The sequence below is a fragment of the Sinanaerobacter sp. ZZT-01 genome, assembly GCF_035621135.1.
Lineage (GTDB): Bacteria > Bacillota > Clostridia > Peptostreptococcales > Anaerovoracaceae > IOR16.
Window position 1 is genome coordinate 2,031,156 of record NZ_CP141728.1, and the last position, 20,168, is coordinate 2,051,323.

Below are 20,168 nucleotides of genomic sequence, written 5' to 3' on the forward strand. Positions count from 1 at the left end.
AGAAATGAATTTATATTTCAATTAAAGGGATTTGAATTTCCGTTAGATATTCCTCAGGGTTATCCGTATCCTGATGGTCAATGATTGTAACCTGACGGGAAGAGCTGTTCATTGCATAAGGCTGGTTTTTATCAAGCCAGTCTGCAAAGGAACGGTAAGCACCGGCAATGTTCTCATAAGGGCCGTAAACCATCATGCAGGCCATTTTGTCAACAGGGCCGAGAGTACGGTAAGTAAAGCTATCTTTGTTTTTTCCTAATCGCTTCACAAGCAGACAGACCTCAATATCCACGCCGGAATCAAGGTACTCCTCATCGTGATAAATTGCCACATTGTTTTGATTGCTTCGATCATACTCAATATGTTCCCGGCTCACAAACTCCATAAGTTCCGCCCAAAGCTTTCTTTCCTCAAAATGGTTATCCACTTTTCTGCGAAGGGATATCACAGGATAGGCAGGGATGGATTTTATGGTCACATTGTAATATTGATCAAATTTATCTGATTCAATATGTGCGATGGCAGATTGGATCTGGCCGATGCGATTTTGCTCCATCTTAATAAGGTCTTTGATATCTTTGATTTTATTGTGAAGGCTCTGAATTAAATGCCCATTATTCCAATTTTGCAGTAATTCCTTTGTTTCGGCAACTCCGAAATTAAGATCACGCAACATTATAATTTTCTGTAATTCGGGAACCTGTTCTGCCGAATACATACGGTATCCGGTTACAGAATCTATCACTGAGGGCTTTAGTAAGCCTTGACTATCGTAGTAGCGCAGCATTCTCACCGAAACATGTGTGAGTTTTGAAAAATCACCGATTTTTAGCATCTGTTCACCTCCTGATACCAGTATACGTTTTGTTTTATCATACTTCAAGTTTGAAAGGAAGGTATTTTATGATTAACACACAGCAAATTCGATTTATACAAATTCCTGCAATGACAATTGCATCTATCCGATGTATCAGTACGTCTCCGGAAAAAGACAGCTTAAATGAAGTAATCCATTTTATGATGAATAGAAATATAAGCAAAAAGAATTCAGAAGTTCGACATTTTGGGTATATTCCGCAGTTTGATAAAGGAGGCGTGGCGGATATTGATGTTTTTGAGCGTTGGATAACTATACCAGAAGATATGGAGATTGTGGAGCCTTTCACAAAAAAGACCTTTTCAGGTGGATTGTATGCCGCATATACTGTGCCGCTAGGTTTCTTTGATAGGGCTGCAATGCTAAAAGATGTAATCAATGCCATGCCAAACTATCAGCTTGTGACAACTGGTGAATTTGACTATTTAGAAGAATATCTGAACGACTGGCTGTTTTCTCCAAAACATGAGAATGAATTTTTCACTCAAGCGCAGATTGATATTCTTTTAAAAGTGCAAAAAATTTAGTGCCTTTTATAAAAATTTGATGGAAGTATGCTTATTCTTGCTATCAAAAGAAGGTGGAGATTACCTTTAATGAAATTATTAAACGCTGGAGAAATTAAAAATATATAGTGTATCTATTTTGACCTAATGACACAAAAAAGACCTATTTTCCACCAAGGGAAAAGTAGGTCTTTTTATTGTATAAAATTGTGATACAACATATTATTTATATTTTGTGAAATGAAGACATCTCTCTCCAGAGGAATGTCTTTACTATTGACACATTTTATTTTCCCATTGGTTAACGATAGCTCAATTGTGTAATAAACTCTCGCATGGTATATTTTAAAGGACGAAAACAAGCAGGAGGGAGCAGTTATGCAAGTTGGAACCATAATTAGAAAATATCGCAAAGATAAAAATTTAACGCAGGAGGAAGTGGCAAAGCGTTTGGGTGTGACCGCTCCAGCGGTGAACAAATGGGAGAATGGTTATTCCCTGCCGGACATTTCACTGCTGTCACCCATAGCCAGATTGCTGAATATTTCTATAGACACCTTGCTGTCTCATGAAAAAGAACTTTCTAATGGTGAGGCAAATCGCTTAGTGGAGGAAATAACCAAAAAACTAGAATCAGAATCCATTGATGAAGTATTTCAATGGATGAAACAACGGCTTATGGAATATCCAAATTGCCACTATTTGACTCTTTGGCTGACGCGGATATTTGACAGTCAACGGCAGATGATAGGATTACCGCAAGAAGAAAAATATGATGCCTACATCCTGGATTCCTATACGCGTGTGTTGGAATGTGACGATGTGGAAATGAAGGATGCTGCTGCCGAATCGCTGTATTATTTCTATATGAACAAAGAGCAATACGAACAGGCAGAGCAATATCTCACCTATTTCTCACAAGAAAATCCAGAACGCAAACGGAAACAAGCTATGATTTGCAGCAAAACAGGGAGGAAAGATGAAGCGTATAAGGCATATGAAGAACTGCTCTATGGCGAATATCAAAGCCTGAATAAGACGTTTCATAATATCTATATATTGGCGTTAGAAGAAAACGATTATGATAAGGCTCACATGCTGGTTGATAAGATACAGAAATTAGCGCACCTATTTGAATTTGGAGAATATCACGAGATTTCCCCTGCCCTTGAGTTAGCGACACTGGAGAAAAACGAGACAGAAACCCTGCACATAATGGAGCGAATGCTTACAAATCTTGAGAGCATCGGTGCTTTTACAAAGTCATCTCTTTATTCGCATATGACTTTTAAAGCCATAAGTGAGGAATCTCTTACAGAAGTCCGACAAGGCCTGATCAAAGGATTTTGCGATGGAGGAACCTATGCGTATTTAAAAGAAAACCAACGATGGAGAGAGTTGGTAGGAGGAGGCGGGAAGCAGGACAGTTAACATCAGGTGGTGTATTTAGCTTCTGTTGCCCCTACTTTGAACGAATGACACAAAAAGACATCCTTTAGGGTGTCTTTTGTATTTTATGAAAAAAGAGGAGAAAGAATCGTTGCGGTAAGGGTATACAGTTGAAAAGAAAACTTCTTTGAAATAGGCCTACATAAATGGTATGCTTATTTCAAACGTACAACCGCCATCTGATGTGTCTTTTAACTTGATATTTCCCTGATGAAGTTTTACAATTTCCTGAGCTATACTCAATCCTAAACCATAATGATTTGTATCTGCCCGTGATGAGTCACCGGAATAGAAACGCTCAAACACTCTTTCTTTTTCTGTATCTGTAATGCCACATCCGTGATCTACTACATAAAACACAATTTGCTTCGTCTGCACCTTTGCACCTAGTTCAATCGATTGATGCGGTTTTGAGTAAGTTATTGCATTATCTAATAGAATACCCAGAACTTGAGTCATTCGCTCTTTGTCGCAACTGAGCTTTGAATAACTTTCTTCTATATTTAAATTCAAACGAATATTTTTCTGCCGTGCGGTTTCCAGAAACATTTCCCATGCTTCGATTAGAAGGGTATCCACATCATTTTCACGTATATCCATTTTCCAGTTTCCAGCATCACTTGACGCTAATGAAAGCATAGATTTAATGAGGTTCGACATCCGCATACATTCTTCAAGCATGATTTTTTGCTTTTGAATAGAGGCTGTATCGGATTTATCAATATGAAGTGTTTCAGCGTTGACTTGAATAACTGCAAGAGGTGCCTTCAATTCGTGAGATGCAGATGCGATAAATTCTTTTTGGCTTTTCATAGCAGCTTTAACAGGCTGTACGGATTTTCCAATTAAAATATGTCCCATAAGGTACATGAGTGCAAGTAGTGCTAGCCATAGCAGCGGATACCAGCTGCAATAGTTTCTCATAACGTGCCATAAAGTAGACTTTGGGCAAATGACGATTAAATCATATTCACTTCCATCATTTGTATTGAAAATACTGTGTACTCCATAATACTTTTCACCTTTCAATCCAACCACTGAATGAACCGTTTGAATGTTTTCTTTCCCATTATTTTCTTCAGTTACGCCTTCTTCTGAAAGAATGGATTTTTCGGATCTAGATTTAATTTGATTTATTAAAAGATTAGATGGTGTTTTTAAATATTCAGGGCTTGACTGTTTCGAAATACCGTCCGAAATAGAGACCCAGCATTGGAACTTGATAGAATATATTGATAAATTAAGGTTCTCAATATCGGATACATTTTGTATCTGCTCAGCGATACTGTCTGCGATGTTAGCTGTATAATTGATTTCAGTATCTCGTATTTCTACGATGGTGTTGTTTGCCATCAAAAGCATAATAGCTGTAAATGAAAGCATGGTAAACGATAGAAACATTACCATTAGTTTTTTGCGAAGTTTATTAATCATGGTGCTTCCTCCAAGCGATACCCGGCTCCATAGACAGTTTTTATGCTGGATTTACAGCCTAATTCCAGCAATCGCTTTCTTAAAAAGTATATATAATTATCAACGTTACCATCTTCAACTTCAGAGCTTCCTCCCCACACTTTCCATAATAGTTGGCTACGGCTATACGTCTTATCAGGTCTTTCAATAAATACCTGCATCAAATCATTTTCCTTTTGAGTCAATATTACTGAATGACCTTGATAGGTTAACCGTCTATGATCAGCATCTAATGTCAAATCAAATGCAGTTAGTACTTTTTTGTCTTTAATTTCTGCTGGTCGGCGTGTTAATGCTCTAATCCGTGCAAGCAATTCTTTCACAAGAAATGGCTTTACTAAATAATCATCTGCACCGCTATCTAATCCATCAATTTTATCGTCAAGCTCACCTAGTCCCGTAATCATAAGAACAGGCGTATAGATTTGTTTTTGCCGCATTGCTTTTAAAACATTTAAGCCATCAATAATCGGCAGCATTCGATCCAGCAATACAATATCATAGCCATATTCAGGATTTAGAGCATAGCTCAAAGCCATTTCACCGTCATAGCAGCAATCGGTTATATATCCCTCTTTTTGTAACTGATCTGCAATTGCCGCAGATAAGTTTTTATCATCTTCGATTAATAGTATTCTCATTGTTTTACCCTCTTTTTATATAATACCAATTATATTATACCAAATAAATCTCTAAAAAACTTTTAAAAGCAAGTAACCTATTTCTTAAACTTTAGAGAACTTTTAGAGAGAGCTACCTATATAATTGGCGTGACAAAGACAAGGAGGTGCTTTCAACATGAAACACAAAATAATTATACTTTTGACAACAATGATTCTAGTGATGGCTTGTGTTGGTTGTGGAAAACAGCCACAAAGTGAGAACTTTCCGCAAGGACAGCAGCAACAAGAGCAAGATATGAATGCAGGGGATAAAACGATTTCAGGAAATACAGATAATGTAAATCCTGAAACTGGTGAGCAATTGTTTGAAATTAGCAAATTAAATGGCACAGTTACGGAGATTTCTGACAACAGCTGTAAAATCACGCCTACCCATGCTGAGGACGATGTTGCTTATGAAGTGGCACCGGGTTATGAAGATCAAGAAGAGCTGATTACAGTTACTTATGACGAGGACTGTACTTTTCAAATTGCTTATGTGGATATTCAAACCGGAGCAGTAACCTACGATGCTGCAAGCGTAAGTGATGTAAAAAAGCAGACGAATTTGGTGATTTGTGGTGAATCCGACAGTGATAATGTACTTCACGCCAACCACATTTTTATTTACAGAAATATGGAGTGATGATATGACCTTTTATGAACGCGCTTTTCGCTATATATGGCGTAAAAAAAGTAAAAGCATCCTTCTCCTATTGTGCTTTTTGATTACGAGTACAATGGTTTTATGTGCAACTATGATTTTACAGACCGCACAGGAAACAAACCATTCTATTCAAGAAAAAACGGGAACAAAGCTTGTTCTGGAAAACCAGCAGGGTAAAAACAGCATTGACGCCGAAACGGTTTCTAGCATTATGGAACTGCCTTTCGTAACCAAAGTTAACCGGATCGCAAGCAACATTGCCTATCCTGCAACCTTTTCACCGGTTATCATGAAGAATGGAACAGATGTCCTGAATTTAGCTGTAACGCTTCATGCATATGACGACACAGAAACTGACGGACTTTTCGCACAGGAAAGATACAGGCTGCTTGCTGGAAACCCCATCACGGAAAATCAAAATGGAATTTTGATTAATTCGATTCTAGCTGAAGTCAATCAATTGAACATTGGCAGCCAAATTACATTCGAAACAGAAACGGGGAAGAAAGCCACAGGAGAAATTATTGGAATCTTTTTTTCAGGTATGGAACGTAAGCAAGAGGATACAATTGCGGCTGCTTATCGGATAGAAAATCAAATTTTCGTCGATTACGGACTTTTTAAAACACTTTACGGTGCAAGCGGCTTTTCTGCTCTCTCTGTTTATACTGATGATCCTGAAAAGTTAAATGAGTTGTATCGCCAAACGGATTTGCTAATTGATGACACAATCAATATGACAACCTCTGATACCTTGTATCGGCAAATGCAAGCACCTTTGAAACAAGTGATTCGTATCACGTCACTCATGCTTATATTGATTGTGACGACAGCGATTATTGTTATTTCACTGCTTCTATGTATGTGGACGAGAACACGCAAAAAAGAAACTGCCGTTTTGATTAGTTTAGGCGTCTCAAAATTGAATCTGCTTTTGCAAGCAATGACCGAAAGCCTTAGTTTATTTCTATTATCGGGATTCGGTTCAACAGCCATCAGTGTTTTGTTTACAGAGCAGCTTATGAAAAAGTTGTTTGGGACTAGTGATTTTGCAAGCTTAACTCATGTTCATTTAGAGGGACAACACTTATTAACGCTGCTTATATTGGGAGGTTTTATTGTGCTCATTGCTGTAGGGACTTCAATTTTCCCAACACTTAGGGCAAATCCCAGAGATACGCTTTCAAGAATGGAGGGATAGAAAATGAATTGCATACAAAGAGCATGGCGCTGTGTCGTTCGTAAGCCGGCAAGAACCATACTCCTGCTTTTAGTTATTGTGACAGTTAGCTTATTTTTTCTTTGTGGTTTGGCTTGCCGAAACGTAAATGTGCAAACACAAGATATCACGAGACAAGCAGTAGGAGCAGGGATGCGGTTGGATATAAACGAAGTCAATCGGTCGAAACGGTTGGTTGATTTGTCGAATCAGATCGGTGATGGTGTGGAAGGTTCTTATGGGGGGGTACACCAAAAGAAATTGGAAGGTGCTTATGGAACGCAGTGGCAGGTATGGACAGATAATGCGTTTGATTCTTTGAAACTAGCAGATATAAAAAAAATAGCCGCTGTATCCGGAATTGCTGATTATAATCTTTCAACGTGCATTACGCCTGTTCATCCAGTAAATTTTAATCGAATCGAAGACCCCCATACAGATCAGTATAATGATTTAGGAGGCGTTTCTCTTATCGGAAACAGAAAACTGGAGCTTGATTTTAATGTCTTATCCGGAAATGTAACGCTAATTAATGGACGTATGATCGACGCAGATGATAATAACGTATGTGTAATTTCCGAGCAATTAGCAGAGAGAAATGCTCTCGTAATCGGGGATACATTACAGCTTAATGATTATCATAACGCGGATAATGCACAAATCTATGAAGCAAAGATCGTTGGCATATATCAGAGCAAGCGGTTTATGACTCCCCTTATGGCTGGAGATACTTTTCGTTCCGAAAATGTCATATTTACTGATTTGCATTTTCCTGAAAAAGTAGAGGGAAATGAAAATGACCCATGTTTTGAACACGCATATTTTAGTGTTGCAGATGTGGACGAATACGATACTGTAAAAACTGCAGTCGAAGCTCTAGATATAGCTTGGGAACGATATGACCTTATTGATCGAAATGGAAATATGTCTACTATGTCTGCTAATTTTAATGATTTAGAGAAAATCAGCATCCTGCTCATTATTATTACCTTTGTCGCTGGTTTTACAATTCTATTACTGATTTTCGTTTTTTGGACGAAAAATAGGAATTATGAGATTGGTATTCTACTTTCATTAGGTTACAAAAAGAGTAGCATTCTAGGGCAGCTTTTTTTAGAAGCTCTTATTATTGCACTGCTTTCTTTTTTAATTGCTTTTGCATTTGCTCCGGTTGTGTCAGGAGCGGCGGCGAATTATTTAGTAGCTGAACAGGTTGAACAAGCAGAAATCCAGAAAGATTTGAATGCGGATAAAGTTGCAGGCAATTATCAATCGGAGGATCAAAGAGTAATTGGAGTAAATGTAGATATAACAAATAATATGTTGTTTTTCTGTGCTACAAATATAGTAATACTTTTGAGCGTTTCCGTAGGAATTTCCGGAATATCCATTTTGAAAAAAAAACCACGAGATATATTTGCGGCATTGAGTTAAGGAGGTTGCTATGATTTTAGAAGCAAAGAATGTATCTTTTTTTTACAAATCACAAAAAGATAAACTGATATTAGACAACGTAAACTATGGGTTTGAGTGCGGTAAAATGTATGCCATTCTTGGACCCAGCGGATCTGGAAAAACAACATTTCTATCCTTGCTGGCAGGACTTGATACTCCTGTCAAAGGACAAATTTATTACAACAGAAAACCCGTCATAGCAAAAAAATTGACAGAGCATCGCAGGCATAATATATCGCTTGTATTTCAAAGCTATAATTTGATTGATTATTTGACTCCGATTGAAAATGTAAAGCTTGGAGGTAAGGGGAACCCCGAAGCTTTGCTGGATAGCATTGGAATTGGTAAAGAATTTTGGAAGCGTAGTATTTTACAGCTTTCTGGAGGACAGCAACAGCGAGTGGCTATAGCTCGTGCATTAGCAAGTGATGCGAAAGTAGTATTAGCGGATGAACCAACAGGAAATCTTGATGAGGCAACAGCATGGGATGTGATCGATCTTTTGAAACGTATCGCACATGAAGAAAATAAATGCGTAATTGTTGTAACTCATAGTAAAGAGTTGGCGGATGAAGCCGACGCTACTATTCATATAGGAAACCGTGCAGAAGATTGATCGGTAAGCGATTTAAATTATAATTTATAATTGTACGACAGTAATACGAAAAAGCCGTCGTACAGCTTACATCTTTTCATTTGCAAAAAACGGTGACTCTGAAACAATCAAGAGTCACCGTTTTTTTGCACTTAGAAATACTTTTATTACCGTTTTTCAAAAGGAACTTGCTGTGAGATTACAAGTCGCGGCCAGTCGTAATAATTTGACATCATATTATCAAAGTGATAATATTTTCATAAACCGCCAGGAGGGAATGTTATGGAAAAAAAAGTTATGGAATGTCTTACACATCCAATAAAATGTAAATTGCTATTGGAACTATATTCGACCGGAAAAGCAACTGCTAAACAACTCGCAGAAACATATAACGATATACCACAGGCAACCTTGTATCGTTACTTGAAACGTATGACAAACGACGGAATTCTGAAAATCATCGAAGAAAATCAAGTAAGAGGTACAGTAGAAAAAACCTATGCAGTTGCTGTTGAATTAAACTCCAGCGGGCAGGAGCTAATAGGTGAAAACGCGGGGGATGCTTATATGCAAATGTTTATGCAGTATGTCTTTGGTTTTATGAAACAGTTTCAGGCGTATTGCAAGAGGACGGATATAGATATATTAAAAGATAAGTCGGGTTTTTCTCTTGCACCGATTTATGCAACGGATGAAGAATTAATATCAGCAATGGAGGAATACACGAAGATTATTGAGCCTCTATATAAGAATAGACCTGCGGCGGATAGAAAATCACGAACTTTAGGTCTGATTATTTCGCCACCAGAAAATTACAAAAAATAAATTTTTTATGCACCTTTTTTATTCGATTCAGCGGAGGTGCTTTTTCTTGACATTGCATTATCAATTTGATAATATAATCAATGTAATAATAAATTGTCAATGGTTCATTTCAAAAAATAAGTTATGAATCAATTCTTTGCTGATGGTAAAATAGCAAATTAAAAAAATATAAAACCGTAAGGAGGTTTGTTTAATGGATCTTTTATTGGATAATTTGCCAATCTTAATTCCGTTTATTGTTCTGCAAGTCGCTTTTGGATTGGTTGCGCTCATTCATGTGTTGAAACACCCGCATTACCGCTTTGGAAATAAAATAATGTGGGTATTCATCGTAATGCTCGTTAATATTTTCGGGCCGATTCTCTATTTTGTTTTTGGAAAGGAGGAAGATCAATGAAAGATATACTTTCCATAAAGGGAATATCAAAGAGTTTTGGCACTCAAAAAGTCATAGATAATCTGAATCTTTCTGTACCGGAAGGTACTGTTTTAGGGTTTATCGGGCAAAATGGTGCAGGGAAAACAACAACCATGAAAATGGCATTGGGCTTGCTGGAAGCTGATTGCGGAGAGATTAAAGTTTGTGGTAAAACCGTACGCTACGGACAGACAAAAACCAATCATTATATTGGGTATTTGCCGGATGTGCCCGAGTTTTATAACTATATGAAACCGACGGAATATCTTACTCTTTGCAGCGAGATCACAGGGCTGTCTCAATCAGAAACCAAAGTTCGAATCGATGAGCTTTTATCCATTGTCGGTCTTAATGGTGTAAAAAAACGCATTGGAGGCTTTTCCCGTGGCATGAAACAACGACTCGGAATTGCACAAGCCTTGTTGTCACGCCCCAAACTGCTCATTTGCGATGAGCCCACAAGTGCACTCGATCCTGTTGGGCGAAAAGAAATACTTGATATTCTTCAAAAAATCAAAGGCACAACGACCGTCATTTTTTCAACACATATTTTATCGGATGTAGAGCGTATTTGTGACCGTGTCGCAGTATTGCATAATGGGAACATCGCTATCAGCGGAACACTTTCCGAAATTAAAGCCATGCACGGCAAAGAACGCCTTTTGATAGAGTTTTCCAAAAAATCAGAAATGAATCAGTTTAAAACTTTTGCAACAATCAAACCGCTGCTTCCCGATATGGAAGAAAATGGGGACGAGATCATTTTGAAAGGCAAGGATATTGTCCAAATTCAACGTGTCATTATTTCTGCACTTGCAGAGACTGGATTGTGTCCAACAAAAATGGAAATCATGGAATCGTCTCTTGAAAACCTATTCTTGGAGGTGGTAATGTGAACGGATTTATTGCATTTATAAGAAAGGAATTGATAGAAAATATTCGGAATTACAGACTGCTTATTATGCTCACTATTTTCTTGCTATTTGGTTTGATGAGTCCATTGTTCGCGAAATTCACACCGCAGCTTATGGAATCCTTTATGCCAAATCTTGCAGAAGCATTTGAAGATCCTACCGCATTAGATTCGTGGATGCAGTTTTATAAAAATGTTTCATCACTTGGCTTTAGTTTAACAATTATCCTTTTCAGCAGTTGCTTGTCGAGTGAATATGCCAAAGGCACGCTCAACATCATGTTGACAAAAGGATTGGCACGCCCAGCTGTAGTCCTATCAAAATTTTCCGCTGCTGCAATTATTCTAACCGTTAGTTATTGGCTATCCTTTGGCATTACCTATGGTTATACGGACTATTTCTGGCCTAAAGCTTCTCTGCCGAATATCTTTTTTGCAGCCAGTTCTTTATGGATTGCAGGATTAATGTATCTATCTATCCTTATGCTTGGCTGTGTACTGTTCCGGCAGGCGTTTACCAGTATTCTTTTCTTGTTGGTAGTGACGGTGGTTATGGGATTGTTGGAACAGATAAAGTTGACTGCAGGATATAGCCCGGTCATTCTAGTATCAAGAAACATTGATCTGCTTTCCGGTGAGGTGGCAATTTCTTATTTTACGATACCACTTATTCTTTCGATCGTTATATCGGTGACGTTATTGATGCTGTCTGTCTTTATATTCAATAAAAAGCAGTTATAGCAAATAAATCAATGAAAGCCTAAAGTTAATGGTGAGGATTATTGATATGAATCGAGTCGAAACGCATCCTAATTGAAGAACTGTTTTTTTGCTTATTTTAAGTCGTGGAGAGGTTTACCAATGAAAATGAAGAAAGGTTCTTACTGGTAAAATTGAACTGGCTGATATATAATGAGGAAGCAACAAATTTTTGTATTGAAAAAAACGCTTGGTTATGAATTGCATGATCGAAGAAAAATGATAACTGAAAACTAGAAGAACCCTATTCTTCGTGATTGTTTCTAATTATATGGTTGACAGATATACTGTTCCTATAAAAGAGCATTCAGATTAGAAAAAAGAGTGTAAAGCTCTTTTCTATACAATAAAAAATTTTTTTAGAAAAGTGGGATATGAAAGATGATAGATATGAGAAAAAGAGTATTTGTGACGGTAATAATAGTATTGGTTTTAGGATTAAGTGCATGTTCATCAAAGGTGAATGAAGGAGAAGACGCTTCGACGGTTGACCCTAGCACGGTTGACTTAAATATCTCGCTTGAAGAAAAACGAATCATACAAGATCAATCATTTAATGTAGAATTGGGTGACTGGGGAAACGTAAAATTTATTTCCTACGAGCCAGATAACAGCATTGATTTTGAAGATGTTTCATTTTTTTTAACGAAAGAGGATAAGGTGATCTATTCGTTTCCTTACTACTGTGAAGAGAACAGCACGGAGGATTATGTGGGTCTTTTTGATAGTGTGGCAGCTGTAGATTTTTATGACGTGAACAACGATAATATAAAAGATGTAATTGTCATAATTAATTATGTAACAGGAGCTGGACCACAAGGTATGACCCCACGCCCCAGAGCTAGAATATTTTTGGCAGACAATAAAAAGTTTACTTTGGCAACAGACTTGATCGACGATATCACAAACAATATTGAGGAAAAGGATCTCACAATTGACTCAATATGTGAATATTTAAAAAACAAATAGCGTTATGATAAGTACTAGAAATAAAAGCAATCAGCTTTTTATTCAGCTGTTTGTTTTGGGAAAAGAAATGGAAACGTAAAGTAACTGAATAGGAGTCTACATATGAAGAAAAAAATGTTCGTTTCACAGAAGATTAAAAGGACTGAGACTGCTTCGTCAATATTTTTTTTGAATCCCCAGCTGTCTGTTGGAACTTCAATCACTATGAAGGAGAAGAAAGCAAATTTTCAGGAATTGCTTGAACGCTCAAAAAGCAATGATTTACAAGCGTACCACGAGTTGGCGCTTTGTTACTATATGGGTGACGGAACAAAGCAGAATTTTGAACAGGCGGTCTATTGGTTTACTCTTGCCGCAGAACAGGGGCATGTTACAGCACAATATTATTTAGGGACCTGCTATGAAAACGGCTTCGGTGTGGAGCTAGATAATGAAAAGGCGGTGCTGTGGTATTGGGAAGCAGCACAGCAAGGCCATCCGCTGGCACAGTGTAACCTTGGCTGGTTCTTCGAGCTAGGAATAGGTACAGAACGAAGCCTGGAGAATGCGTTGGAACTGTATCGTCAGTCTGCCGAACAAGGCTATGCGCCGGCACAGTGCAATCTAGGATACCTGTATTATTGCGGTGTCGGTGTAGATGCGGATAATGAGAAAGCTGTTTTCTGGTTTTCCAAGGCGGCGGAGCAGAGTTATGCCCGTGCACAGTGTCTCTTGGGAGAATGCTGGCTGAATGGTCATGGCGTTGAAAAAGAGCCTGCAAAGGCGGTTGGTTATTTTCGCATGGCAGCAGAGCAAGGTAATTCACAGGCACAGTTCGACTTGGGCTGGTGCCTTGAGTGGGGGGTAGGTACAGAACGAAGCCCGGAAAATGCGTTGGAACTGTACCGTCAGTCCGCCAAACAAGGCTATGCGCCGGCACAGTGCAATCTAGGATACCTGCATTATTGCGGTGTTGGTGTGGAGGAGAACAATGAGAAAGCCGTTTTCTGGTTTTCCAAGGCGGCGGAGCAGAGCCATGCCCGCGCACAGTGGCTTTTGGGAGAATGTTGGCTGAATGGTTACGGCGTTGAAAAAGATTCTGCAAAGGCGGTAGATTATTTCCGAAAAGCGGCAGATCAGGGTTATGCACCGGCACAGTCTAACCTGGGCTGGTGTTTAGAACGGGGCGAAGGTGTTACGCAGGATCTGGAAAAAGCACTTGAGTTATATCGGATGGCCGCAGAACAGGAGCATGTTTTCGCACAGTGCAATGTTGGATTTTTCTATTATCGCGGAATTGCCGTAGAGGAAGATAACGAAGAAGCGGTCAAATGGTTTTCGCTGGCAGCGAAACGAGGGTATCCACGTGCGCAATTTTTTTTGGGGGAGTGTTTCGAGTATGGCTATGGCGTAGAGCAGAACGAGGAAAAAGCACTGGAGCTGTACCGTCAGTCCGCCGAACAAAAGTATGCTCCGGCACAGAATAAGGTTGGTGCATTCTATTTCCACGGAATCGTGGTAGAGCAAGACTATCTGGAGGCTATCGAATGGTTTGAACGCGCAGCAGAGCAGGGAATTATCAGCGCAAGGCATAATCTTGGAAAATGCTATGAATTCGGTTACGGTGTGGAGCAAGATTATACGCAGGCAGCAAAGCATTATCATATTTCTGCGGAACAGGGCTATGCGCCGTCACAAGTAGACTTGGGTATATTCTATGAAAATGGATGGGGCGTAGAAAAAAATCTGGAAACAGCCTTTCATTTTCACAGGATGGCGGCGGAACAGGGATTTGCAATCGGGCAGTGTAATGTTGGATGCTGCTATGAGTCTGGCACTGGCATAGAGATAAATTATGCTGAAGCACTGCGGTGGTATCATCTTGCCGCAGAACAAGGACATGCTCGAGCACAGTATCGTCTTGGTATCTGCTATGAGGATGCCATTGGCGTGGAGCAGGATTTTCAACAGGCATTTGAATGGTATCATCTTGCAGCTGAACAAAGTGATGCCTATTCTCAGCGCAACATAGGACGTTTTTATGAAGAAGGGATCGGTGTCAATCAGGACTACGAAGAGGCGGCTAAATGGTTTTTCTTGGCAGCGGAACAGGGCGATGATGAATCTCAGTGCACACTGGGTAATTTTTTCAAATATGGGCGAGGTGTACGACAGGATTATTTGGAGGCGATACATTGGTATCAGCAGGCCGTAGATCAGGGTTGTGCACGAGCGCAGAACTGTCTTGGCATTATGTATGAAAAGGGCTTGGGTACGGATCGAAATTATCAGGAAGCCGCCCAAATGTATCGCCTTGCCGCTGAGAACGAAAACATGAATGCAATGTATAATCTAGCGCTGCTATATGATTATGGGCGAGGCATGCCTCAGGATCAGGTTGAGGCGGTTCGCCTATATCGGATTGCAGCCGAACAGGGGCAGCCAAATGCGCTGGCTAATCTTGGATATGCTTACGATCATGCAGAGGGCGGATTGGAAAGAGATGCACAAGAGGCTTTTCGGCTTTATCAGTTGGCAGCAGAAAAGGGAAACGCTGTTGCACAGTGCAATTTGGGAAAGATGTACAGAGACGGGGTAGTCGTGGCGCAGGATAAACAAGAGGCAGTTCGCTTGTATCGGCTATCACTTGAACAGGGTAATCTAACGGCACTTAACAACTTAGGCAACTGTTATGAAAAAGGCGATGGGGTTGAACAAGATTTTGCACAGGCCAGGGAGCTTTATCAGCAGGCATTTGAGCGAGGATATGCATTTGCGGCATCCAACATTGGAGCCCTTTATGAAAAAGGGATTGGGGTTGAGAAAGATCTTGACGAGGCAATCCACTGGTACCGTTTGGGGGCGCAGAAGGGCAACGAAAGTTGCAAAAAGGAATTAGCACGCTTATCCGCCCTCGAGGGTTCTGTATGAAGAAAGTGTAAAATGTCCCTCGCTTGTCTGCGGAGAAGAACGGTATTTATTATATTATAAGTTTGTTACGGTCAAAGTCATGTGAATAGAAATAAAAATGACTTTGTAGTGGCATGGAAAACTTTGAAAATTAAACAAATTCGCCAGCAAGAAAAAAGACATCCGCTCGGGTGTCTTTTGTATTTTATAATTCAAAATTTTTTTATCATCACTGGGAAATCCGGTATTGTTGGCTCTATCAAGAGATAGGCGTATGCGTATCAAGAGGATAGACTTGATAATATGCAAAAATTTGATAAGATAGCAAAAGGCGGTATTAAAGAATGATGAGGCATTTTATGAATATGACGACTATCTTCAAGGGCTTAGAGAAAATAAAATTGGTGCCGCAACCTTTGATAAAAAGTAAATGGACATTGCATCCCTAAATACCTTTAAGATTGTAGCTTTGCGGTAGAGAAAAACAGATCGAAAAAAAATCGGAACCGTGATATAATCCAAGATATAGTAAATAATGGAAGGTGAAAAATGCACTTAGAAAAACTAAGCGATCTCATTAGCGAAAATAAAATTGCTTATTGTGTTATAGCAGATTTAGATATGGAATCAATTGAGACCATAGGATGTGTGACGGAATTGGAATACAAAGATTTGGTTGAACAGCTTTTTTATGATATGGAACAAATAAAAGTATTAAATTTCTCTTTAATTGGGCAGCAATTACCACGCTCATGGAAACAAGGAAAAGTAAAATGTCTGATTTGTAAACCAAAAGATAGTATTGTTGTTGGGCTATTCTATAATGAGTATAGAATGCTTTCTGAATCAATTGACTTTGGCTGTGAAATTGCAAAAAAAATAGATAATATGTGGAAATAAAAAGAGGTAAATCAGTCGTATTATGATAGAAAATTTTATCAACATACGGACAATGAAAAGATTAGGGAGATAGAGATGAGAATTGAGCATTTTGAAGGAAAAAATGAATGTAATCATGTAGATGACATTGAAGAGATATTAATACGGCGTACGGATAAGGGGGTCAATGAATTTATCATTCGAGGAGAACACGAATTTCCATATATGGCAGTATTAGTGAATCATGATTATGCTTATTTGCATTATTATAAAGCTGATGATTCCCCCGGCTTTCGCTCCATTGGCGGTAATATAAATTTAGAAAAAGAGAAAGATATTATATTTTATACGAATACGGATCAAGAGGAAGTTTCAATAGAAACGGTATCGGTACTTCCTTCTTCAAGTGCTGTGCAGGCAGTAAAACAGTTTTTTGAAACATGCCATATGCCAAAATGCATTGAATGGGAAGAGTTATAAATTGAAAGCGGCAGGATACATGGATGTAAAGGAATTTTTCATATGGGACAAAGAATAGAAGCGTATATAAATAACTTAAAAAAGAAATATGATACGGTTGAAATCGTTATATGTAATTCAAGAAAACAAAATTTAAAAGGAGTACCTGACCCGTTGCATGAGTTATACGAAACGGCATTAGCGGTAGAACTGCCTTTTGGACGTATTTTTACGGTAGATGCGGCTTTAGAGCAATCTAAAAATAACCCCTTTACTCCTAATTGGTTTGTTTTTGGGCAAGATAATTATTTTTCATTTTGGTTATGTTCTTACTCGCCGGATAAAGAAGGATTAAGTTTTACTTATTGGGATCATGAATCTGGAAATGATATTGATGAAGCTGTTTGGCCGGATTTAGAGTCTTTTTTGCAGGAGTTAGAAGAAGAGTACATAGAAACAACGATCTAAGAGGTGTTTATAATGGAAAGTTTAAAGGAAATTCAGATAGAATTTTTTGAGACCTTACAGTCGATTCAAGAGGCTGCGGTCTATCAAGCATTAGGAGAATATGATGAAAGTGACAGTTTAGAAGATTTATTATATCATGCTACATATGAAGCAATTACATCGGTTTTTGAGCTGATTGATGGATATACAAATGAGAATTTGAAACTTGACTTAGTTGAAATGAGTAAAAATATTTCATTAAAGACGGGTATTCAAATGCATGATAAATGTGCGGATTATTTAAAGTGGAAGAGCGAAAAAATTGTACCTTAAAGGAGACATGGACAAATTTTCATGAATTTTTAAGAGGATATTTTAATGTTAAGGGGGGGAGATGCAGAAGGTGGTATCTTTGGACGATAATTTAATAAAAAGAATTCATTCAGCCAAGCAAAAACTGAAGACAAGACCGGATTCAATACTGTTTGGTGAGTTGAAAGAAGGGGAAGATTGCATTTCAGATTCTTTTAATTGCCCCATTTATTGCGAATTCCTTAAAATTTGTAATGGTGCACGCTGCGGAGAAATTGATTTTTGGGGTATCAATGATCTTTTACAAAATCAATTTTATACAATGGATATAAAAGGCGGTCAGGTAGTTTGGTTATGCATTGGACAGGTATTATATGAGCCTCTTATGTTAAATAAATGGGATAAAAAAGTGTATCTTTTAAGAAAAGATGAATTAGATCGTACGCCGCCTATATTCTGCTTTGAAAGCCTTGACGATTTGATGAAAAATTATGTATTTGGAGAACGGTATAGAAATATAGTTTCGGATGCTGAGCATGATGAATGGTATATTTTTTTGAAAGAAAATAAGTTTTTTAGTTAAGCACATTCACATGCAAACAAATCAATTTGACATCAGCCCAAAAAAGCGGATGAAAAACTAAGAAGAAAGGGGGAAAAATGAAATCTGATACGATAAAATCACTGAGAGATTCATTTAATTTAACGGAGGTTGAATTAAATATTCCTGAATATGCAGGATTGTCTTGTTTCTTATGCAAGGATTATATTGACTTTTTAAATCAATATAACGGAGGGGTAGGAAATATCGGTGAGAATTCCTATTTACATTTATGGAAATTCGAAGATATTGAAGAACGAAATAAAGAGTATGGATCAGCTGAATTTTTAACGGATATCATTCTTATAGGCTCCGACGGAGGAGATACAGCATATGGGATAAATGGTGAGGGAAAGTATATTGAAGTTCCTTTTATCGGTATGGATGACGATGCGGTTCATGTGATTGCTGATGAGTTTGATAGATTTATAGAATATCTAAATAAAAAACAGTAATCTTTTTAAAGGCATGTACTTCGATAATCTTTGAATTCGATTAAGGATACATAAATAACTTGAAGAATTAGGGGTTTAATTAATGGTAAATAAAGGTATGATTGATGAATTTGAGATCAACTATGGGATAAAGGTACCAAACCAGTATAAAGATTTTTTGCAAGTAAATGATGGATTCAGTTTCGATGGAGGAAGGACATTATATTCATTAAATGATTTAAAAGAAATGAATGATAATTTGCAGATTCAAAAGTATCAGCCTGATTATATTGCAATAGGTGATGATGGCGGGGGATTAGTATTTTTGATGCGGCAAGAGACAAACGCTGAAGTGGTTTTTTTAGTAGATCTGTCAGACTATGATATAGGAACAGCCTATAAAAGAATATGTAATTTTAATGACTGGTTTAATAAAGGCTGCAATATTGATACAGAAAAAGAGGAAGGTAATAGTCAATTAAGTAAAATTGGAAGCGTTTATTTGACGGAGAAACCAGTTAATGGTATAAGAGATCTGGTTCGTATAAAACAAATATTTAATCTAAACATTACGGCATCACAATTCTTGAAAATATCAAGAACACTACCCTGTGAAGTGCTAACGAATATAAAGTATGCGAAAGCAATTAAGTTAATAGAAAAGACGGGACAACCTGAAATATTTGAATTTCGAAAATAAATGGTATTTGTATTTTTAAAATTTAACAGCTTCTTTGCTATAAAATGTAGGTTGTACAAAGAACTTAGCAGTATTCAAAATAGGGGGATGAGTAATGAAGTTGTCAAACTTGATTAAAGAAGTTCAAATTCCTACGGATCATTATATTTTAATAGAGTATGATTTGTTTTTTAATGAAGATTTAGGGAAATTTAATAAGTTCTCAATAGATGATCCAAGTGATATTAAAAAATTAACGCTTCTGATAAATGGATTGAAAACACAGGACGAGGCGATGAAACTATATGTTTTGTCATATAGCTATGAAACAGTCGATTATAAAGGAAATGAAAGTATATACGCAGATTGTCTCTGGTTAGATACGACTACTGGTATCGACGCGATGGATAAAATGTTTGAAGCATATAAAAGCATACAGCCGAGCGGTATGAGTCATTTAAAAGAGATGGAGGAATATAATCAAGAGCATTTTTATTTGCTTAACAGTATGGGAGCTGTCATTGACTTAAAGCGCACCCATAGCGCAGAGCATGACTTTGAAAATGTGAAGATTTTATATTGGGATTAATACATATTTGACAATCTAACGATTACAGGAGATAAATCAGGCACGATTATAAAACGCATGAATAAATAGGAGAAGAAGATTTTTACAATCCT

General features: G+C 37.8%; 23 protein-coding genes. 20 read left to right on the forward strand and 3 right to left on the reverse strand.

Annotation, left to right across the window (positions count from 1 at the left end; translation table 11 throughout):
- Positions 1 to 10 precede the first annotated feature (10 nt).
- Positions 11 to 835, reverse strand: a complete 825-nt coding sequence (locus U5921_RS09735) for a MerR family transcriptional regulator (RefSeq protein ID WP_324822844.1) — start codon at positions 833 to 835, stop codon at positions 11 to 13.
- A 68-nt stretch (positions 836 to 903) separates the two neighbouring features.
- Here U5921_RS09735 and U5921_RS09740 point away from each other — a divergent pair, with 68 nt between their 5' ends.
- Both U5921_RS09740 and U5921_RS09745 read left to right on the forward strand, forming a co-directional pair.
- Positions 904 to 1,404: an effector binding domain-containing protein gene (locus U5921_RS09740; RefSeq protein ID WP_324822846.1), complete on the forward strand. Its 501-nt coding sequence runs from the start codon at positions 904 to 906 to the stop codon at positions 1,402 to 1,404.
- A gap of 357 nt (positions 1,405 to 1,761) precedes the next feature.
- A complete protein-coding gene (locus tag U5921_RS09745) occupies positions 1,762 to 2,814 on the forward strand; it encodes a helix-turn-helix domain-containing protein (RefSeq protein ID WP_324822847.1) in 1,053 nt (350 codons plus the stop codon).
- A gap of 156 nt (positions 2,815 to 2,970) precedes the next feature.
- Here U5921_RS09745 and U5921_RS09750 read toward each other — a convergent pair whose 3' ends face one another.
- On the reverse strand, positions 2,971 to 4,266 hold the full coding sequence (locus U5921_RS09750) for a HAMP domain-containing sensor histidine kinase (protein WP_324822849.1): 1,296 nt from the start codon (positions 4,264 to 4,266) through the stop codon (positions 2,971 to 2,973).
- Positions 4,263 to 4,946 (reverse strand): response regulator transcription factor, encoded by a 684-nt coding sequence (locus U5921_RS09755; RefSeq protein ID WP_324822852.1) that lies wholly within the window; start codon positions 4,944 to 4,946, stop codon positions 4,263 to 4,265. Before U5921_RS09755 ends, U5921_RS09750 begins: the two co-directional genes overlap by 4 nt.
- A 157-nt stretch (positions 4,947 to 5,103) precedes the next feature.
- Here U5921_RS09755 and U5921_RS09760 point away from each other — a divergent pair, with 157 nt between their 5' ends.
- From U5921_RS09760 to U5921_RS09845, 18 genes are all read left to right on the forward strand, one after another.
- A complete protein-coding gene (locus tag U5921_RS09760) occupies positions 5,104 to 5,613 on the forward strand; it encodes a hypothetical protein (RefSeq protein ID WP_324822854.1) in 510 nt (169 codons plus the stop codon).
- A 4-nt stretch (positions 5,614 to 5,617) separates the two neighbouring features.
- Positions 5,618 to 6,835, forward strand: coding sequence for an ABC transporter permease (locus U5921_RS09765; protein WP_324822856.1), 1,218 nt, complete (start codon positions 5,618 to 5,620; stop codon positions 6,833 to 6,835).
- Between the two features lie 3 nt (positions 6,836 to 6,838).
- On the forward strand, positions 6,839 to 8,287 hold the full coding sequence (locus U5921_RS09770) for an ABC transporter permease (RefSeq protein ID WP_324822858.1): 1,449 nt from the start codon (positions 6,839 to 6,841) through the stop codon (positions 8,285 to 8,287).
- Between the two features lie 10 nt (positions 8,288 to 8,297).
- Positions 8,298 to 8,924 carry an ABC transporter ATP-binding protein gene (locus U5921_RS09775; protein WP_324822860.1) on the forward strand — a complete coding sequence of 209 codons (627 nt, stop codon included), beginning with the start codon at positions 8,298 to 8,300 and terminating at the stop codon, positions 8,922 to 8,924.
- Between the two features lie 261 nt (positions 8,925 to 9,185).
- Complete coding sequence (locus tag U5921_RS09780; RefSeq protein ID WP_324822862.1) at positions 9,186 to 9,728, forward strand: hypothetical protein; 543 nt, start codon at positions 9,186 to 9,188, stop codon at positions 9,726 to 9,728.
- A 193-nt stretch (positions 9,729 to 9,921) separates the two neighbouring features.
- On the forward strand, positions 9,922 to 10,125 hold the full coding sequence (locus U5921_RS09785; RefSeq protein ID WP_324822864.1) for a PLD nuclease N-terminal domain-containing protein: 204 nt from the start codon (positions 9,922 to 9,924) through the stop codon (positions 10,123 to 10,125).
- Positions 10,122 to 11,042 (forward strand): ABC transporter ATP-binding protein, encoded by a 921-nt coding sequence (locus U5921_RS09790; RefSeq protein ID WP_324822866.1) that lies wholly within the window; start codon positions 10,122 to 10,124, stop codon positions 11,040 to 11,042. Before U5921_RS09785 ends, U5921_RS09790 begins: the two co-directional genes overlap by 4 nt.
- Positions 11,039 to 11,800, forward strand: coding sequence for an ABC transporter permease (locus U5921_RS09795; protein ID WP_324822868.1), 762 nt, complete (start codon positions 11,039 to 11,041; stop codon positions 11,798 to 11,800). Before U5921_RS09790 ends, U5921_RS09795 begins: the two co-directional genes overlap by 4 nt.
- 408 nt (positions 11,801 to 12,208) lie before the next feature.
- Positions 12,209 to 12,787, forward strand: coding sequence for a hypothetical protein (locus U5921_RS09800; protein WP_324822870.1), 579 nt, complete (start codon positions 12,209 to 12,211; stop codon positions 12,785 to 12,787).
- A 102-nt stretch (positions 12,788 to 12,889) separates the two neighbouring features.
- Positions 12,890 to 15,697 (forward strand): sel1 repeat family protein, encoded by a 2,808-nt coding sequence (locus tag U5921_RS09805; RefSeq protein WP_324822872.1) that lies wholly within the window; start codon positions 12,890 to 12,892, stop codon positions 15,695 to 15,697.
- A gap of 528 nt (positions 15,698 to 16,225) precedes the next feature.
- Positions 16,226 to 16,576, forward strand: coding sequence for a hypothetical protein (locus tag U5921_RS09810; protein WP_324822874.1), 351 nt, complete (start codon positions 16,226 to 16,228; stop codon positions 16,574 to 16,576).
- Positions 16,577 to 16,651: 75 nt separating this feature from the next.
- Positions 16,652 to 17,035: an Imm1 family immunity protein gene (locus U5921_RS09815; protein WP_324822877.1), complete on the forward strand. Its 384-nt coding sequence runs from the start codon at positions 16,652 to 16,654 to the stop codon at positions 17,033 to 17,035.
- 42 nt (positions 17,036 to 17,077) lie between these two features.
- Positions 17,078 to 17,482, forward strand: a complete 405-nt coding sequence (locus tag U5921_RS09820; RefSeq protein WP_324822879.1) for a hypothetical protein — start codon at positions 17,078 to 17,080, stop codon at positions 17,480 to 17,482.
- Between the two features lie 12 nt (positions 17,483 to 17,494).
- A complete protein-coding gene (locus tag U5921_RS09825; RefSeq protein ID WP_324822881.1) occupies positions 17,495 to 17,794 on the forward strand; it encodes a hypothetical protein in 300 nt (99 codons plus the stop codon).
- 61 nt (positions 17,795 to 17,855) lie between these two features.
- Positions 17,856 to 18,356: a hypothetical protein gene (locus U5921_RS09830; protein WP_324822883.1), complete on the forward strand. Its 501-nt coding sequence runs from the start codon at positions 17,856 to 17,858 to the stop codon at positions 18,354 to 18,356.
- A gap of 77 nt (positions 18,357 to 18,433) precedes the next feature.
- Positions 18,434 to 18,829: an SMI1/KNR4 family protein gene (locus U5921_RS09835; protein ID WP_324822885.1), complete on the forward strand. Its 396-nt coding sequence runs from the start codon at positions 18,434 to 18,436 to the stop codon at positions 18,827 to 18,829.
- A gap of 82 nt (positions 18,830 to 18,911) precedes the next feature.
- Positions 18,912 to 19,508, forward strand: a complete 597-nt coding sequence (locus U5921_RS09840; protein WP_324822887.1) for an SMI1/KNR4 family protein — start codon at positions 18,912 to 18,914, stop codon at positions 19,506 to 19,508.
- A 94-nt stretch (positions 19,509 to 19,602) separates the two neighbouring features.
- Positions 19,603 to 20,076 (forward strand): hypothetical protein, encoded by a 474-nt coding sequence (locus U5921_RS09845; protein ID WP_324822889.1) that lies wholly within the window; start codon positions 19,603 to 19,605, stop codon positions 20,074 to 20,076.
- The last annotated feature ends 92 nt before the right edge of the window (positions 20,077 to 20,168 follow it).

Bases quoted from the DNA above. Each gene is read 5' to 3' on its own strand.
- U5921_RS09735 (WP_324822844.1), bottom strand. From the start codon at position 835: ATGCTAAAAATCGGTGATTTTTCAAAACTCACACATGTTTCGGTGAGA.
- U5921_RS09740 (WP_324822846.1), top strand. From the start codon at position 904: ATGATTAACACACAGCAAATTCGATTTATACAAATTCCTGCAATGACA.
- U5921_RS09745 (WP_324822847.1), top strand. From the start codon at position 1,762: ATGCAAGTTGGAACCATAATTAGAAAATATCGCAAAGATAAAAATTTA.
- U5921_RS09750 (WP_324822849.1), bottom strand. From the start codon at position 4,266: ATGATTAATAAACTTCGCAAAAAACTAATGGTAATGTTTCTATCGTTT.
- U5921_RS09755 (WP_324822852.1), bottom strand. From the start codon at position 4,946: ATGAGAATACTATTAATCGAAGATGATAAAAACTTATCTGCGGCAATT.
- U5921_RS09760 (WP_324822854.1), top strand. From the start codon at position 5,104: ATGAAACACAAAATAATTATACTTTTGACAACAATGATTCTAGTGATG.
- U5921_RS09765 (WP_324822856.1), top strand. From the start codon at position 5,618: ATGACCTTTTATGAACGCGCTTTTCGCTATATATGGCGTAAAAAAAGT.
- U5921_RS09770 (WP_324822858.1), top strand. From the start codon at position 6,839: ATGAATTGCATACAAAGAGCATGGCGCTGTGTCGTTCGTAAGCCGGCA.
- U5921_RS09775 (WP_324822860.1), top strand. From the start codon at position 8,298: ATGATTTTAGAAGCAAAGAATGTATCTTTTTTTTACAAATCACAAAAA.
- U5921_RS09780 (WP_324822862.1), top strand. From the start codon at position 9,186: ATGGAAAAAAAAGTTATGGAATGTCTTACACATCCAATAAAATGTAAA.
- U5921_RS09785 (WP_324822864.1), top strand. From the start codon at position 9,922: ATGGATCTTTTATTGGATAATTTGCCAATCTTAATTCCGTTTATTGTT.
- U5921_RS09790 (WP_324822866.1), top strand. From the start codon at position 10,122: ATGAAAGATATACTTTCCATAAAGGGAATATCAAAGAGTTTTGGCACT.
- U5921_RS09800 (WP_324822870.1), top strand. From the start codon at position 12,209: ATGAGAAAAAGAGTATTTGTGACGGTAATAATAGTATTGGTTTTAGGA.
- U5921_RS09805 (WP_324822872.1), top strand. From the start codon at position 12,890: ATGAAGAAAAAAATGTTCGTTTCACAGAAGATTAAAAGGACTGAGACT.
- U5921_RS09810 (WP_324822874.1), top strand. From the start codon at position 16,226: ATGCACTTAGAAAAACTAAGCGATCTCATTAGCGAAAATAAAATTGCT.
- U5921_RS09815 (WP_324822877.1), top strand. From the start codon at position 16,652: ATGAGAATTGAGCATTTTGAAGGAAAAAATGAATGTAATCATGTAGAT.
- U5921_RS09820 (WP_324822879.1), top strand. From the start codon at position 17,078: ATGGGACAAAGAATAGAAGCGTATATAAATAACTTAAAAAAGAAATAT.
- U5921_RS09825 (WP_324822881.1), top strand. From the start codon at position 17,495: ATGGAAAGTTTAAAGGAAATTCAGATAGAATTTTTTGAGACCTTACAG.
- U5921_RS09830 (WP_324822883.1), top strand. From the start codon at position 17,856: ATGCAGAAGGTGGTATCTTTGGACGATAATTTAATAAAAAGAATTCAT.
- U5921_RS09835 (WP_324822885.1), top strand. From the start codon at position 18,434: ATGAAATCTGATACGATAAAATCACTGAGAGATTCATTTAATTTAACG.
- U5921_RS09840 (WP_324822887.1), top strand. From the start codon at position 18,912: ATGGTAAATAAAGGTATGATTGATGAATTTGAGATCAACTATGGGATA.
- U5921_RS09845 (WP_324822889.1), top strand. From the start codon at position 19,603: ATGAAGTTGTCAAACTTGATTAAAGAAGTTCAAATTCCTACGGATCAT.